Annotated in this window: 6 protein-coding genes, 1 tRNA gene and 1 rRNA gene; 7 read left to right on the top strand and 1 reads right to left on the bottom strand. The window is 70.2% G+C overall.

Annotation, left to right across the window (positions count from 1 at the left end):
- The 3 genes from rrf to ACZ7D7_RS24630 form a co-directional block, all read left to right on the top strand.
- A 5S ribosomal RNA gene (gene rrf, locus ACZ7D7_RS24620) occupies positions 1 to 86 on the top strand; the annotation flags it as partial.
- 114 nt (positions 87 to 200) lie between these two features.
- Positions 201 to 863 carry a DegT/DnrJ/EryC1/StrS family aminotransferase gene (locus tag ACZ7D7_RS24625; protein WP_470827288.1) on the top strand — a complete coding sequence of 221 codons (663 nt, stop codon included), beginning with the start codon at positions 201 to 203 and terminating at the stop codon, positions 861 to 863.
- Positions 864 to 947: 84 nt separating this feature from the next.
- A tRNA-Thr gene (locus ACZ7D7_RS24630) sits at positions 948 to 1,023 on the top strand.
- Between the two features lie 60 nt (positions 1,024 to 1,083).
- On the opposite strand, the gene ACZ7D7_RS24635 is transcribed toward ACZ7D7_RS24630, so the two are convergent.
- Positions 1,084 to 3,840, bottom strand: coding sequence for a SpoIIE family protein phosphatase (locus ACZ7D7_RS24635; RefSeq protein WP_470827008.1), 2,757 nt, complete (start codon positions 3,838 to 3,840; stop codon positions 1,084 to 1,086).
- A gap of 403 nt (positions 3,841 to 4,243) precedes the next feature.
- On the opposite strand from ACZ7D7_RS24635, the gene ACZ7D7_RS24640 reads away from it, so the two are divergent.
- From ACZ7D7_RS24640 to ACZ7D7_RS24655, 4 genes are all read left to right on the top strand, one after another.
- Positions 4,244 to 9,721, top strand: a complete 5,478-nt coding sequence (locus tag ACZ7D7_RS24640) for a HAMP domain-containing protein (RefSeq protein WP_470827009.1) — start codon at positions 4,244 to 4,246, stop codon at positions 9,719 to 9,721.
- Positions 9,722 to 9,996: 275 nt separating this feature from the next.
- Positions 9,997 to 10,677, top strand: a complete 681-nt coding sequence (locus ACZ7D7_RS24645) for a response regulator (protein WP_470827011.1) — start codon at positions 9,997 to 9,999, stop codon at positions 10,675 to 10,677.
- 154 nt (positions 10,678 to 10,831) lie between these two features.
- Positions 10,832 to 13,591, top strand: a complete 2,760-nt coding sequence (locus tag ACZ7D7_RS24650; protein ID WP_470827012.1) for a DNA translocase FtsK — start codon at positions 10,832 to 10,834, stop codon at positions 13,589 to 13,591.
- Between the two features lie 261 nt (positions 13,592 to 13,852).
- Positions 13,853 to 14,692, top strand: a complete 840-nt coding sequence (locus ACZ7D7_RS24655) for a helix-turn-helix domain-containing protein (protein WP_470827013.1) — start codon at positions 13,853 to 13,855, stop codon at positions 14,690 to 14,692.
- Positions 14,693 to 14,741 lie beyond the last annotated feature (49 nt).

Genomic DNA, 14,741 nt, shown 5'->3' on the forward strand with positions numbered 1-14,741 from the left:
GTTACATTCCGAACCCGGAAGCTAAGCCTTACAGCGCCGATGGTACTGCAGGGGGGACCCTGTGGGAGAGTAGGACACCGCCGAACAATCATTGAATGGGTTGGACCCTGAACTTCGGTTCGGGGTCCAACCCTTTTTTGTTGTGCGTCACGTGAAGTTCACGTTGCGCACCCACCATCCGCTACATGGGTACTGCTGCAATGCTCAGGGCCGCCGGTGTCGGAGTCGGTGACGAGGTCGTCGTGCCGGCGTTCGGGAACGTCGAGGTTGCCGGGGCCGTGGCCCTGGCGGGCGCGCTGCCGGTGTTCGCCGACATAGATCCGGTGACGTACTGCCTGGACGCGGTCGCCGTCGAGGCGGCGATCACCCCGCGGACGGCGGCCGTCGTCGCCGTGCACCGCTTCGGCCGGCCCGCCGACATGGCCCGGCTGCACGGAGTTGGGCAGCGGCACGGTCTTCTCGTGCTGCAGCAGGGGGAGTCGGAGGCGCCGTACGACGAGATAGCCCAGCGTCGCCAGCGGGCCGCGTTCCTCGACGCCAAACTGCGTGGCGTGCGGACGCCGGACGGTGGCGACGGGCACACCTACCAGCAGTACGTCGTGCGCGTGCCGGGCAACGGCCGGCCGGACCGGGACGCCTTCGCCCGGGCCGTGCGCGGCAGGGGAGTTGACTGCCGGGTGCCGGTGAAGACGCCCGTGCACCGGCTGCCGGAATTCCGGCGGTGCGTGTCCCTGCCGGAGACCGAGCGGGCCGCCGACGAGACGCTCGCGCTGCCGGTCGACGCCGCGCTGACCAAGCGGGACATGCAGCGGATCGTGTCCGCGTGCAACGCGCTCGGAGGGCTCCTCCAGCCGGCGTTCTGAGTCGCCGGCGGAGGTTGGGAGCACCGGTCTGTTCGGGGTATGATCTATTCCGTTGCCGCGAGGGAAAGCCCTCGAAAGCGACAAGCCCCTATAGCTCAGTCGGCAGAGCGTCTCCATGGTAAGGAGAAGGTCAACGGTTCGATTCCGTTTGGGGGCTCCAGCAGAAAAGGCCCCTCGCCCTTCCGGGCGGGGGGCCTTTCGCATGCCCGTGTTCCGGGTCCTAGTCCTTGTGGTGGCCCGTGACGCGCATCGCCAGGATCGCCATGTCGTCCGACGGGGCGTCCGACGCGAAGCGTTCCACCGCGCGCATGATGCGCGCCGCGACCGCGCCCGCCGTCAGGCCCGTGCACGTCGTCAGGACGTCGGCGAGACCGTCGTCGCCCAGCATGCGCGGCCCCTCGCGGCGCTCCGTGACGCCGTCCGTGACGCACAGCAGGACGTCGCCCGGATCGAGCGTGACCGTCTGCTCGTAGAGCTCCAGGTCGTCCATGACGCCGAGCAGCGGCTGCGGTTCGGCGGCCGGTTCGACCGTGCCGTCCTGGCGCAGGCGCAGCGGCAGCGGATGACCGGCGCACACCACCTTCAGCACCGCGCTGCCGTCCTCCTGCGGCCACAACTCGCCGTACAGCAGCGTGAGGAAGCGGCTGCGGGCGCCCTCGTCGAGGATCGCCGAGTTCAGGCGCTCCAGGACCGCCGGGCCGCCGAAGCCCTCGCGGGCCAGCAGCCTGAGCGCGTGCCGGGCGAGGCCCGTGACCGCCGCCGCCTCCGGGCCCGTACCGCAGACGTCGCCGATGGCGAAGCCGTAGGCGTTGTCGCGGATCGGGAAGACGTCGTAGAAGTCGCCGCCGACCTCGTTGCCCTCGCCGGCCGCGCGGTAGATGACCTCGACCTCGACGCCCTCGATCTGGGGGACGTCCGGCGGCAGGAGGCTGCGCTGGAGGGACTGGCTGATGGCCGTGCGCTCCGAGTACAGCCGGGCGTTGTCCAGGGCCAGGGCGGCACGGCGGGACAGGTCCTCGGCCAGCTCCAGGATCTCCTGGCGGAAGTGCTCGTCGGTCGGCTTGCCCAGCGTCAGCATGCCGATGACGCGGTTGCGGGCGACCAGCGGCAGGACCACCGTCTCGCCGCCCACCGCGTGGGCCGTGGTGAGGGTCGGGCCGATGCCGGTGGTGACCTGGCGGGTGGGGCCGCCGCTCAGGCCGAGGCTGCGCATGGAGGTGCGCAGGGCCGCCTGGTGGGCGACCTCGGCCGGGGCCGTCCAGACGCGGGCGCCGGGCGTCGGTACCGGGTCCGGCGGCGGGACCTTCGACAGAAGTGACTTGATTCCGTCGATGAGTTCCTCGTCCTCGTGCAGGACGTACGACAGATACGGCTCCGAGGCCTGGTCGGCGATCGTGTAGACGGCGCACCAGGTGGCCAGGGTCGGGACCGTCATCTGTGCCATGAGGGCCAGCGTCTGGTCGCGGTCCAGGGTGCCGGCCAGCAGGTCGGACGCCTCGACGAGGAAGCTGAGCGAGCCGCGGCGCAGGCGCTCCAGCTCGCCCAGGCGGGCCGACTCGACGGCCAGGGCGATGCGGTCCGCGGCGAACTGCAGGCGCAGTGCCTCCTCGTTGGAGTACCGGCCGGGTGCCTCGGCGGCGACGCCGAGGGAGCCGGTGAGGCGGCCCTCCACCTTCAGCGGGACCGTGACGACCGAGCGCATGCCCGTGCCGTTGAGGAGCGGGACGGCGCCCGGTACGGCGGCCAGGTCGTCGTGCACGGCGGGCATGCGGGCCGAGCCGTAGCGGCCGGGGCCGGCTTCGACGGGGACACGGGCGAAGCGCTGGCGGGCCGAGGGCAGGCCGGTGGAGGCGCGGACCTCCAGTTCGGTCTCGTCGTCGGTCGCGAGGAGCAGGAACGCGGAGTCGGCGTCGAGCATGTCGCGGGCGCGCTCCACCGTGCGCTGGAGGAGGCCGTCGAGGTCGTCGGGGGCGGGCGAGCCGATGAACACCTCGAACGGGTCGGTGTTCTGGCCGCCCTCGCCGGAGCCGCCGGATTCCGACGACGACATGCGCAGCGGTGTCTGCAGCACGGCCCGCTCGTGGTCGCGCACCAGCAGGCAGACCGTGGAGGGCTCGCCGCCGGTGTCGCGGACGCGCAGGTGGGAGGCGTAGACGGGGGTGACGCGGCCGTTGGCGCCCCTGATGCCGTAGCTGCCTTCCCAGCGGGAGAGCTGGAGGGCCTCCACGATGCCGGTGCTCGTGCCCGGCGTGTGGGGCCAGGCGGCGAGGTCGGTGAGCGGCTTGCCGGTGACCTGCTCGGCCTGGTAGCCGAAGAGTTCCTCGGCGTCCTCGTTCCACGCCGTGATGGCGCCGGTGCGGTCGATCTGGACGACGGCGACGCGGACGCGGCCGTCGGCGAGCGGCAGCAGCGCGGCGGGGAGGGAGGGACCGGCCGTGCGGGTGCCGACCGCGCGTTCGGGCAGGTCGAGACGGAACCAGACCGTTTTGTGGGTGGGTGTGTACTCGACGCCCCAGCCGGCGGCCAGTGCCGCGCACAGCTGGAGGCCGCGGCCGCCCTCGCGGTCGGGGCTGCCCATGGTGGCGGGGGAGCCCTGGAGGGGGACCTCGCGCTCCGGGTAGCGGTCGGCGACCTCGATGCGTACGCCGTCGTCGCAGCGCAGGCAGAGGACGTCCGCCGCGGTGCCGGCGTGCACGACGGCGTTGGTCACGAGCTCGCTCGTGAGGACGACGGCGTCGTCGACGATGTCGGCGAAGCCCCAGCCCTGGAGGGTGTCGCGGACGAAGGAGCGGGCGCTCGCGACCGATCGCCCTACGGGCTCGAAGCTGGCGGCCGCGCGCGCGGTGATCACAGAACTCCTCGACCGGTCGTCGACGTGCAGGACTTCATGGCCGACCGGCTCGCGCCGCTGCTGCGGCAGGCCACCCGTCGGCAGCGGGTCCGGGGGCTGGTCCCCCGGGATCAGTCCGGTGGTCATGTGTGCGGCCGCCCTCCGATGCCCGCTCGTACTCGTGCCACCGCCCAGGCCGGACGGACCGGCGTGGCTGGACAGCCGCATGCAAGGTTACTTACCTTCGCGGTCCGTGCGGATGCCGGTCTGCAGTGTTTCCGTCCCCAGGGTGTGCGGACGATGTGCGAAGCTGCCGAACTGTTATGGCCTGGTTCGGCCGGGGTGAAACACTGGGCAAGCTTGTTGTGAAGGTCCAGGCATGCTGGGTGTCAATCGCGTATCGCGGACAGCAGCCCTGGGACGGGCTTGGTATTCCGGGCAGGCATACGCAGTAGTCAGCAGTAGTCACAGGAATGCGCAGTAGTACGGGTACGCCGAGCGGTTGTATCCGGGCACAGCAGTAACGGTCGATCCCTGCGGGAGGGACACAGTGGAGTCTGGCGCAGCGACGCGGGGCACGAAGACGCGCGCGAAAGGCGGACAGTCCCTGAGTAACCAGCGCAAACCGCGCAATGGGACCACCGTGGTGGACACCGCCGCGCTGAACCGGCTGCTGGCAGCCCTCGTGTCCATGCGGGACGGGAACTTCCGGAAGCGGCTCACGGTGTCCGGCGACGGCGTGATGTCCGAGATCGCGGCCGTCTTCAACGAGGTGGCCGACCGCAATCTGCACCTGACGGGCGAGCTGGCCCGGGTGCGGCGCATGGTGGGCCGCGAGGGCAAGCTCACGGAGCGGCTGGAGACCGGTGCCTGCGAGGGCTCCTGGTCGGCCGCGATCGACAATTCCAACGCCCTGGTCGACGACCTCGTACGGCCCGTCTCCGAGGTCGGCCGGGTGCTGTCCGCGGTGGCGGAGGGTGATCTGTCGCCGCGCATGGAGCTGCGTACGCAGGGGACGGACGGGCCGGGGCAGCCGCTGCGGGGCGAGTTCCTGAAGGTCGGGCGGACCGTCAACAACCTGGTCGACCAGTTGTCGACGTTCACCGACGAGGTCACGCGCGTGGCCAGTGAGGTCGGTACCGAGGGCAAGCTGGGCGGTCAGGCGCGGGTGCGCGGCATGTCCGGCTCCTGGAAGGACCTCACCGAGTCCGTCAACACCATGGCGTACCGGCTGACGGCGCAGGTGCGGGACATCGCGCTGGTGACGACGGCGGTGGCCAAGGGCGATCTGTCGCGCAAGGTCACGGTGCACGTGGCCGGCGAGATGCTGGAGCTGAAGAACACCGTCAACACGATGGTGGACCAGCTGTCGGCGTTCTCCTCCGAGGTGACGCGGGTCGCGCGCGAGGTGGGCACGGAGGGCGCCCTGGGCGGGCAGGCGCAGGTGCCCGGGGTGGCCGGCGTGTGGAAGGAGCTCACCGACTCGGTGAACACCATGGCCGGGAACCTGACGGCCCAGGTGCGCGGGATCTCCGAGGTGACGACGGCGGTCGCCAACGGTGATCTGTCGCGGAAGGTGACCGTCCCGGCGCGTGGTGAGGTCGCGCAGCTCGCCGAGACGATCAACCAGATGACCGAGACGCTGCGGATCTTCGCCAACGAGGTCACGCGCGTGGCGAACGAGGTCGGCGCGGAGGGCCGGCTGGGCGGTCAGGCGAACGTGCCGGGCGCGGCCGGTACCTGGAAGGACCTGACGGACTCCGTCAACACGGTCTTCCGGAACCTCACGACGCAGGTGCGGGACATCGCGGCCGTGACGACGGCCGTGGCCAACGGTGACCTGTCGCAGAAGGTCACCGTCGACGTCGCGGGCGAGATGCTCGAACTGAAGAACACCGTGAACACCATGGTGGACCAGCTGTCCGCCTTCGGTGCCGAGGTCACGCGCGTGGCCAACGAGGTCGGCGCGGAGGGCCGGCTGGGCGGTCAGGCGACCGTGCCGGGGGCCGCCGGTGCCTGGAAGGACCTGACGGACTCCGTCAACACCGCGTTCCGGAATCTCACCGGACAGGTGAGGAACATCGCGGAGGTCACGACCGCGGTGGCCAACGGCGACCTGACGCAGAAGGTCACCGTCGACGTCGCGGGCGAGATGCTCGAGCTGAAGGAAACCATCAACACGATGGTGGACCAGCTGTCGTCGTTCGCGGACCAGGTGACGCGGGTGGCCCGTGAGGTGGGCACCGAGGGCCGCCTGGGTGGTCAGGCGCGGGTGGACGGGGTGTCGGGCACCTGGAAGGAGCTGACGGACTCCGTCAACTTCATGGCCGGCAACCTCACCTCGCAGGTGCGGCAGATCGCCCAGGTCACCACGGCGGTCGCGCGGGGTGACCTGTCGCAGAAGGTCACCCTGGACGCGCGCGGGGAGATCCTGGAGCTGAAGAACACGCTGAACACGATGGTGGACCAGCTGTCGTCGTTCGCGGACCAGGTGACGCGGGTGGCCCGTGAGGTGGGCACGGACGGCCGCCTGGGTGGTCAGGCGCGGGTGGACGGGGTGTCGGGCACCTGGAAGGAGCTGACGGACTCCGTCAACTTCATGGCCGGCAACCTGACGGCCCAGGTCCGCAACATCGCGCAGGTCGCCACGGCCGTGGCCCGCGGTGACCTCTCCCAGAAGATCACCGTGGACGCGCGCGGGGAGATCCTGGAGCTGAAGAACACGCTGAACACGATGGTGGACCAGCTGTCGTCGTTCGCCGAGGAGGTCACGCGCGTGGCCCGGGAGGTCGGCACCGAGGGCATCCTCGGCGGCCAGGCCGAGGTGCAGGGGGTCTCCGGCACCTGGAAGGACCTCACGCAGTCCGTGAACGGCATGGCGAACAACCTGACCAGTCAGGTCCGCAACATCGCCGAGGTCACCACCGCGGTCGCCAAGGGCGACCTGTCGAAGAAGATCACGGTCAACGCCAAGGGCGAGATCCTCGAACTGGTCACCACCGTCAACACGATGGTCGACCAGCTGTCCTCGTTCGCCGAGCAGGTGACCCGGGTGGCCCGTGAGGTGGGCACCGAGGGCATCCTGGGCGGCCAGGCGCACGTGCCGGGCGTCACCGGCATCTGGAAGGACCTCAGCGACAACGTCAACCTGATGGCCAACAACCTGACCGTCCAGGTGCGCAACATCTCGCAGGTCGCGGCGGCCGTCGCCAACGGCGACCTGACGCGGACGGTGACGATCGAGGCGCGCGGCGAGGTCGCGCAGCTCGCCGACACGTTCAACACGATGGTGCGGACGCTGAGTTCGTTCGCCGACCAGGTCACCAAGGTGGCCCGCGAGGTGGGCACGGACGGCATCCTCGGCGGGCAGGCGCACGTGCCGGGCGTGGCGGGCACGTGGAAGGACCTCACCGAGTCGGTGAACCAGATGGCGTCCAACCTGACCGGTCAGGTGCGCAACATCGCCATGGTCACCACCGCCATCGCCAAGGGCGACCTGACGAAGAAGATCGACATCGACGCGCGCGGCGAGATCCTGGAGCTGAAGACGACCATCAACACGATGGTCGACCAGCTGTCCTCGTTCGCCGAGGAGGTCACCCGCGTCGCCCGCGAGGTGGGCACGGAGGGCCAGCTCGGCGGCCAGGCACGCGTGCGTGACGTGGACGGCACCTGGCGCGACCTCACCGAGTCCGTGAACGAGATGGCCGGGAACCTCACCCGGCAGGTGCGTGCCATCGCGCGCGTGGCGACCGCGGTGACCCGCGGCGACCTCAACCTGAAGATCGACGTGGACGCCTCCGGGGAGATCCAGGAACTTCAGGACTACATCAACAAGATGATCGCCAACCTGCGCGACACCACGATCGCCAACAAGGAGCAGGACTGGCTGAAGGGCAACCTGGCGCGCATCTCCGCCCTGATGCAGGGCCGCCGCGACCTGGAGGACGTGGCGTCGCTGATCATGAGCGAGCTGACGCCGGTGGTCTCCGCGCAGCACGGCGCGTTCTTCGTGGCGATGCCGCTGCTCGACGGCAAGGACCTGGGCGCGGAGAACGACGACGACTACGAGCTGCGCATGCTGGGCTCGTACGGCTACTCGATGGGCTCGATGCCGACGTCGTTCCGGCCCGGTGAGGCGCTGATCGGGACGGCCGCAGAGGAGAAGCGCACGATCCTCGTGGAGAACGCGCCCAGCGGCTATCTGAAGATCTCCTCCGGGCTCGGCGAGGCGCCGCCCGCGCAGGTCATCGTGCTGCCCGTGCTGTTCGAGGGGACCGTGCTCGGCGTGATCGAGCTGGCGTCGTTCACGCCGTTCACGCAGATCCAGAAGGACTTCCTGAACCAGATCGCGGAGATGATCGCGACGAGCGTCAACACCATCTCCGTCAACACCAAGACCGAGCAGCTGCTGAAGCAGTCGCAGGAGCTGACCGAGCAACTGCGCGAGCGGTCGGCGGAGTTGGAGCAGCGGCAGAAGGCACTCCAGGCGTCCAACGCCGAACTGGAGGAGAAGGCCGAGCTGCTGGCCCAGCAGAACCGCGACATCGAGGTGAAGAACACCGAGATCGAGGAGGCCCGGCAGGTCCTGGAGGAGCGCGCCGAGCAGCTCGCGGTCTCCATGCGCTACAAGAGCGAGTTCCTCGCCAACATGTCGCACGAGCTGCGTACGCCGCTCAACTCCCTGCTGATTCTGGCCAAGTTGCTCGCCGACAACGCGGACGGCAACCTCACGCCGAAGCAGGTCGAGTTCGCCGAGACCATCCACGGCGCCGGCTCCGACCTGCTCCAGCTCATCAACGACATCCTCGATCTGTCGAAGGTCGAGGCGGGCAAGATGGACGTCTCCCCGACGCGCATCGCGCTCGTCCAGCTCGTCGACTACGTGGAGGCCACCTTCCGCCCGCTGACCGCGGAGAAGGGCCTCGACCTGTCGGTCAGGGTGTCGCCGGAGCTGCCCGCCACGCTGCACACCGACGAGCAGCGCCTCCTCCAGGTGCTGCGCAACCTGCTGTCCAACGCGGTGAAGTTCACCGATTCCGGCTCCGTCGAGCTGGTCATCAGGCCCGCGCGGGACGACGTGCCGCAGAAGATCCGGGAGCAGTTGCTGGAGACCGGTTCGCTGACGGCGCCGGACGCGGACCTGATCGCGTTCTCCGTGACCGACACGGGCATCGGCATCGCGGCGAGCAAGATGCGGGTGATCTTCGAGGCGTTCAAGCAGGCCGACGGCACGACCAGCCGCAAGTACGGCGGCACCGGACTCGGGCTGTCCATCTCGCGGGAGATCGCGCAGCTGCTCGGCGGTGAGATCCACGCGCAGAGCGAACCGGGACGCGGCTCGACGTTCACGCTGTACCTGCCGCTGTACCCGAGCGAGCTGCCGCCGCAGGGCTACCAGCAGTTGCCCGCGCTGGCCGCCAAGGAGCTGGTGGCGTCGGCGACCGAGGCCTCCTCGGAGCTGTCCGACGTGGAGATCGAGACGCCGGCCGAGGTGAAGTCGTACCAGGAGACCCAGAACGGGCCCGCCGCCCTGTTCCGGCGCCGGCGCCGGGCCGTGGCGGCCCAGGCCGAGCAGGAGGCCGCGCAGCCGGAGCAGTGGCAGGCCGCGGAGCCGGCCCCGGCGCCGCGCTCGCACCGGGGCATCCGGTTCGGCGGGCACAAGGTCCTGATCGTCGACGACGACATCCGCAACGTGTTCGCGCTGACCAGCGTCCTGGAGCAGCACGGCCTGTCCGTGCTGTACGCCGAGAACGGACGTGAGGGCATCGAGGTCCTGGAGCAGCACGACGACGTCGCGGTCGTCCTGATGGACATCATGATGCCCGAGATGGACGGGTACGCGACGACGACGGCGATCCGCCGGATGCCGCAGTTCGCGGGCCTGCCGATCATCGCGCTCACCGCGAAGGCGATGAAGGGCGACCGGGAGAAGGCGATCGAGTCGGGCGCCTCCGACTACGTCACCAAGCCGGTCGACCCCGATCACCTGCTGACGGTGATGGAACAGTGGATGCGGGAGGAATGAGGGAGCCGTACGGGGTTCAGTCGAACGCGTCGGTAACCTAGGGTGTTCAAACGGAATTGCCGATTCTGCCTGCGTCGCAGGAGTGTGGCGGCACGGGATTCGGGGAACCTTCCGAACCCGCGCCGCGTTCCCGGTGTGTGCACAGTGACATCACGGTGACAGGGTGTGGCGACGGGCAGGGTGCGGCTACGATGACCGGCACGAGGACGGGCGGCGCAAGGGAGCCGTCCCCTGGGGCGGAGCCCGGTGGACTGCCGGGGCGAGGAGGGCGGGCCATGGTGCAGAAGGCCAAGATCCTCCTGGTCGATGACCGGCCGGAGAATCTGCTGGCGCTGGAGGCGATCCTCTCTGCGCTCGATCAGACACTGGTGCGGGCATCGTCCGGGGAGGAAGCGCTCAAAGCACTGCTCACGGACGATTTCGCGGTCATTCTGCTGGACGTCCAGATGCCGGGCATGGACGGCTTCGAGACGGCGGCGCACATCAAGCGGCGGGAGCGGACCCGGGACATCCCGATCATCTTCCTCACCGCGATCAACCACGGCCCGCACCACACCTTCCGGGGTTACGCGGCCGGTGCGGTGGACTACATCTCCAAGCCGTTCGACCCGTGGGTGCTGCGCGCGAAGGTCTCCGTCTTCGTCGAGCTCTACATGAAGAACTGCCAGCTGCGTGAGCAGGCCGCGCTGCTCCGGCTCCAGTTGGAGGGCAACGGCGGCAAGGCGTCCGGTGACGACTCCAAGGAGTCGGCCGGGCTGCTCGCCGAGCTGTCGGCCCGGCTCGCGGCCGTCGAGGAGCAGGCCGAGGCGCTGTCGAAGCAACTGGGCGACGAGTCCACGGACGCGGGAGCGGTCGCCACGGCGGCCCACCTGGAGCGCAAACTCACCGGCCTCAGGCGGGCCCTGGACGCGCTGGAGCCCGGTACGGGCAGCCCGCCCTCGGTCCCGCAGAACTGACCGCACCCGGCACCCGAGGCCCGCGAACACGGCGCGCGTGCCGGGCCCTTGAGCGTGAGACCGTGTCAGTTCCCGGCCCGTTCAAGGACGACACGAACGGGTGAAGCAGTGGGCACACGTGTCGGTTCTCGTCCGCACCGGTAACCTCACACCCATGGCCTCACGTCCCTCCGCAGCCAAGAAGCCGCCCGCGAAGAAGGCGGCCGCTTCAGCGAAGGCTCCGGCGAAGGCCGCTGCCAGAAGGGCCCCCGCGAAGAGGGCGCCCGCCAAGAAGGCCCCGGCGAAGAAGGTGCCGCCCAAACCGGCACCCAGTCCCACCGGAGGCATCTACCGTCTGGTGCGAGCCCTCTGGCTCGGCGTCGCCCACGCCGTGGGGGCCGTGTTCCGCGGCATAGGGCAGGGCGCCCGGAACCTCGACCCCGCGCACCGCAAGGACGGCGTCGCGCTGCTGCTGTTCGGCATCGCGCTGATCGTCGCCGCCGGTACGTGGGCCGACCTGAAGGGCCCCGTCGGCGATCTGGTCGAGATCCTGGTGACCGGCGCCTTCGGCCGTCTCGACCTGCTCGTGCCGATACTGCTCGCGGTCGTCGCCGTGCGCTTCATCCGCCACCCCGAGAAGCCCGAGGCCAACGGCCGCATCGTCATCGGCCTGTCCGCCCTCGTCGTCGGCGTGCTCGGCCAGGTGCACATCGCCGTCGGCTCACCCGCGCGCGGCGACGGCATGCAGGCCATAAGGGACGCCGGCGGCCTCATCGGCTGGGGGGCCGCGACGCCGCTGACGTACACCATGACCGAGGTGCTCGCCGTACCGCTGCTCGCGCTGCTCACCGTGTTCGGGCTGCTCGTCGTCACGGCCACCCCGGTCAACGCGATCCCGCAGCGACTGCGGCAGCTCGGCGTGCGGCTCGGCCTGGTGGCCGACCCCGCGCCGGACGCCCGCACCGAGGACGACGAACGCTACGACGACCAGTGGCGCGAGGAGCTTCCCGCGCGCCGTCGCCGACGCGGGCCCGCCCCCGAGGCGTACGACCCCGACAGCGCCGAGCAGGAGGCCCTCACGCGGCGTCGCGGGCGGCCCCGGCGCTCCGCGGTGCCCCAGCCCGACATGGACCGGCAGCCGGACGCCGTGGACGTCGCGGCCGCCGCCGCGGCGGCGCTCGACGGTGCCGTGCTGCACGGCATGCCGCCGTCGCCGATCGTCGCCGACCTCACCCAGGGCGTCAGCGTCGGCGACCGCGAGCCGACCACCCCGACGCCCGTGCCGGCCGCCCGCCCCCAGCAGGAGCGGCTGCCCGCGACCAGCGACCGGGCCGGCAAGAGCGACCGGGGCGCCAAGGGCGGCGCGGAGGACACCGGCGACGTCCCGGACCTCACCAAGTCGCCGCCGGCCGAGCCGCGCGACCTGCCGCCGCGCGCCGAACAGCTCCAGCTGTCCGGCGACATCACGTACGCCCTGCCGTCCCTGGACCTCCTCACGCGCGGCGGCCCCGGCAAGTCCCGCAGCGCCGCCAACGACGCCGTCGTCGCCTCGCTCACCACGGTCTTCACCGAGTTCAAGGTCGACGCCGCCGTCACCGGCTTCACGCGCGGCCCGACGGTCACGCGCTACGAGGTCGAGCTCGGCCCCGCCGTGAAGGTCGAGCGGATCACGGCGCTCACCAAGAACATCGCGTACGCCGTCGCCAGCCCCGACGTGCGGATCATCAGCCCGATCCCCGGCAAGTCCGCGGTCGGCATCGAGATCCCGAACACCGACCGCGAGATGGTCAACCTCGGCGACGTGCTGCGGCTCGCGGCCGCCGCCGAGGACGACCACCCGATGCTCGTCGCGCTCGGCAAGGACGTCGAGGGCGGCTACGTGATGGCGAACATCGCGAAGATGCCGCACATCCTCGTCGCCGGCGCCACCGGCTCCGGCAAGTCGTCCTGCATCAACTGCCTGATCACCTCGGTCATGATGCGGGCCACCCCCGAGGACGTCCGCATGGTGCTGGTGGACCCCAAGCGCGTCGAGCTCACCGCGTACGAGGGCATCCCGCACCTGATCACGCCGATCATCACCAACCCGAAGCGGGCCGCCGAGGCGCTCCAGTGGGTCGTGCGCGAGATGGACCTGCGCTACGACGACCTCGCCGCCTTCGGCTACCGGCACATCGACGACTTCAACCAGGCCGTCCGCACCGGCAAGCTGAAGACCCCCGAGGGCAGCGAGCGCGAGCTCCAGCCCTACCCGTACCTGCTGGTCATCGTGGACGAGCTCGCCGACCTGATGATGGTCGCGCCGCGTGACGTCGAGGACGCCATCGTGCGCATCACGCAGCTCGCGCGCGCCGCCGGCATCCACCTCGTGCTCGCCACGCAGCGCCCCTCCGTCGACGTCGTCACCGGCCTGATCAAGGCGAACGTGCCGTCGCGGCTGGCGTTCGCCACCTCCTCGCTCGCCGACTCCCGCGTCATCCTCGACCAGCCCGGCGCCGAGAAGCTGATCGGCAAGGGCGACGGCCTCTTCCTGCCGATGGGCGCGAACAAGCCCACCCGCATGCAGGGCGCCTTCGTGACCGAGGAGGAGGTCGCGGTCGTCGTCCAGCACTGCAAGGACCAGATGGCGCCCGTCTTCCGGGACGACGTCGTCGTCGGCACCAAGCAGAAGAAGGAGATCGACGAGGACATCGGCGACGACCTCGACCTGCTGTGCCAGGCCGCCGAGCTGGTCGTTTCCACACAGTTCGGCTCCACGTCGATGCTCCAGCGCAAGCTGCGCGTCGGCTTCGCCAAGGCCGGCCGGCTGATGGACCTCATGGAGTCGCGGAACATCGTCGGACCAAGCGAGGGGTCGAAGGCTCGTGATGTTCTTGTGAAGCCTGACGAGCTGGATGGCGTGCTCGCGCTGATCCGTGGGGAGTCTGAGGGGTAGGGAGCGGTACACGGTGATCGCCGTGCGCGCCGTACGGCAATCGGGTGTTCGATCGTGACGCATCCGTAAGGGATCATTGAGCAACCGTTTCCCTTTGGCGTACGTCAAGTTGAGGGAAGCGAAAACCACCTGCCCCACCATCGGGACGTCGGGCCCATTCCGATGGCGTACAAAGTCCTACCGCCCGGTTGCCCCACCCTTTTGCACCCCCCCTAGACTGAACCCCCAGCACAGGCGGCTACACGCTCGAAAGGCGCCCCCGTGTCCATCGGCAACTCCCCTGAAGACGAGCGTCCGTTCGAAGACGTTTCCGAGGAAGCCCGCCCCTCCATCGGCCGTGCCCTGCAGCAGGCGCGCATCGCGGCCGGGCTGACCGTCGACGACGTCAGTACCGCCACCCGCGTCCGCCTGCCCATCGTCCACGCCATCGAGGCCGACGACTTCGCCCCCTGCGGCGGCGACGTCTACGCCCGCGGCCACATCCGGACCCTGGCCAAGGCCGTCCGCCTCGACCCGGCGCCGCTGCTCGAACAGTACGACGCCGACCACGGCGGCCGTCCCGCCCCGACCCCGGCCGCGCCCCTGTTCGAGGCGGAACGTATCCGCCCCGAGCGGCGCGGGCCGAACTGGACCGCGGCCATGGTCGCCGCGATCGTCGTCGTGATCGGCTTCGCCGGCTTCACGCTCGTGGGCGGCGGCGAGGGCGACGACTCCACGGGCCAGGTCGCCGAGGGCGCCACGTCGTCCACCGGCAAGACCGCCTCGCCCACCCCCCGCGACAGCAAGCCCACCGACCCCAAGCCGGAACCCTCCGACAGCGCCATCGCCGCCGCGCCCCAGGACAAGGTGACCGTCAAGGTCAGCGCCACCGACGGCCGCAGCTGGATCTCCGCCAAGGACCACAACGGCCGGCTCCTGTTCGACGGACTCCTCAAGCAGGGCGAGTCCAAGACCTTCCAGGACAGCTCCAAGATCAACCTGGTGCTCGGCGACGCCGGCGCGATCCAGCTGTACGTGAACGGCAAGAAGATCGACGACGACTTCCGCCCGGGCGCCGTCGAGCGGCTCACCTACACCAAGGGCGACCCCGAGGTCGGCTAGAGCGGCGCCGAGGGGAAGAGCCACTGCGGGGCGGGCCGTGATCGGTCCG

The organism is Streptomyces sp. NPDC037054 (assembly GCF_055606745.1).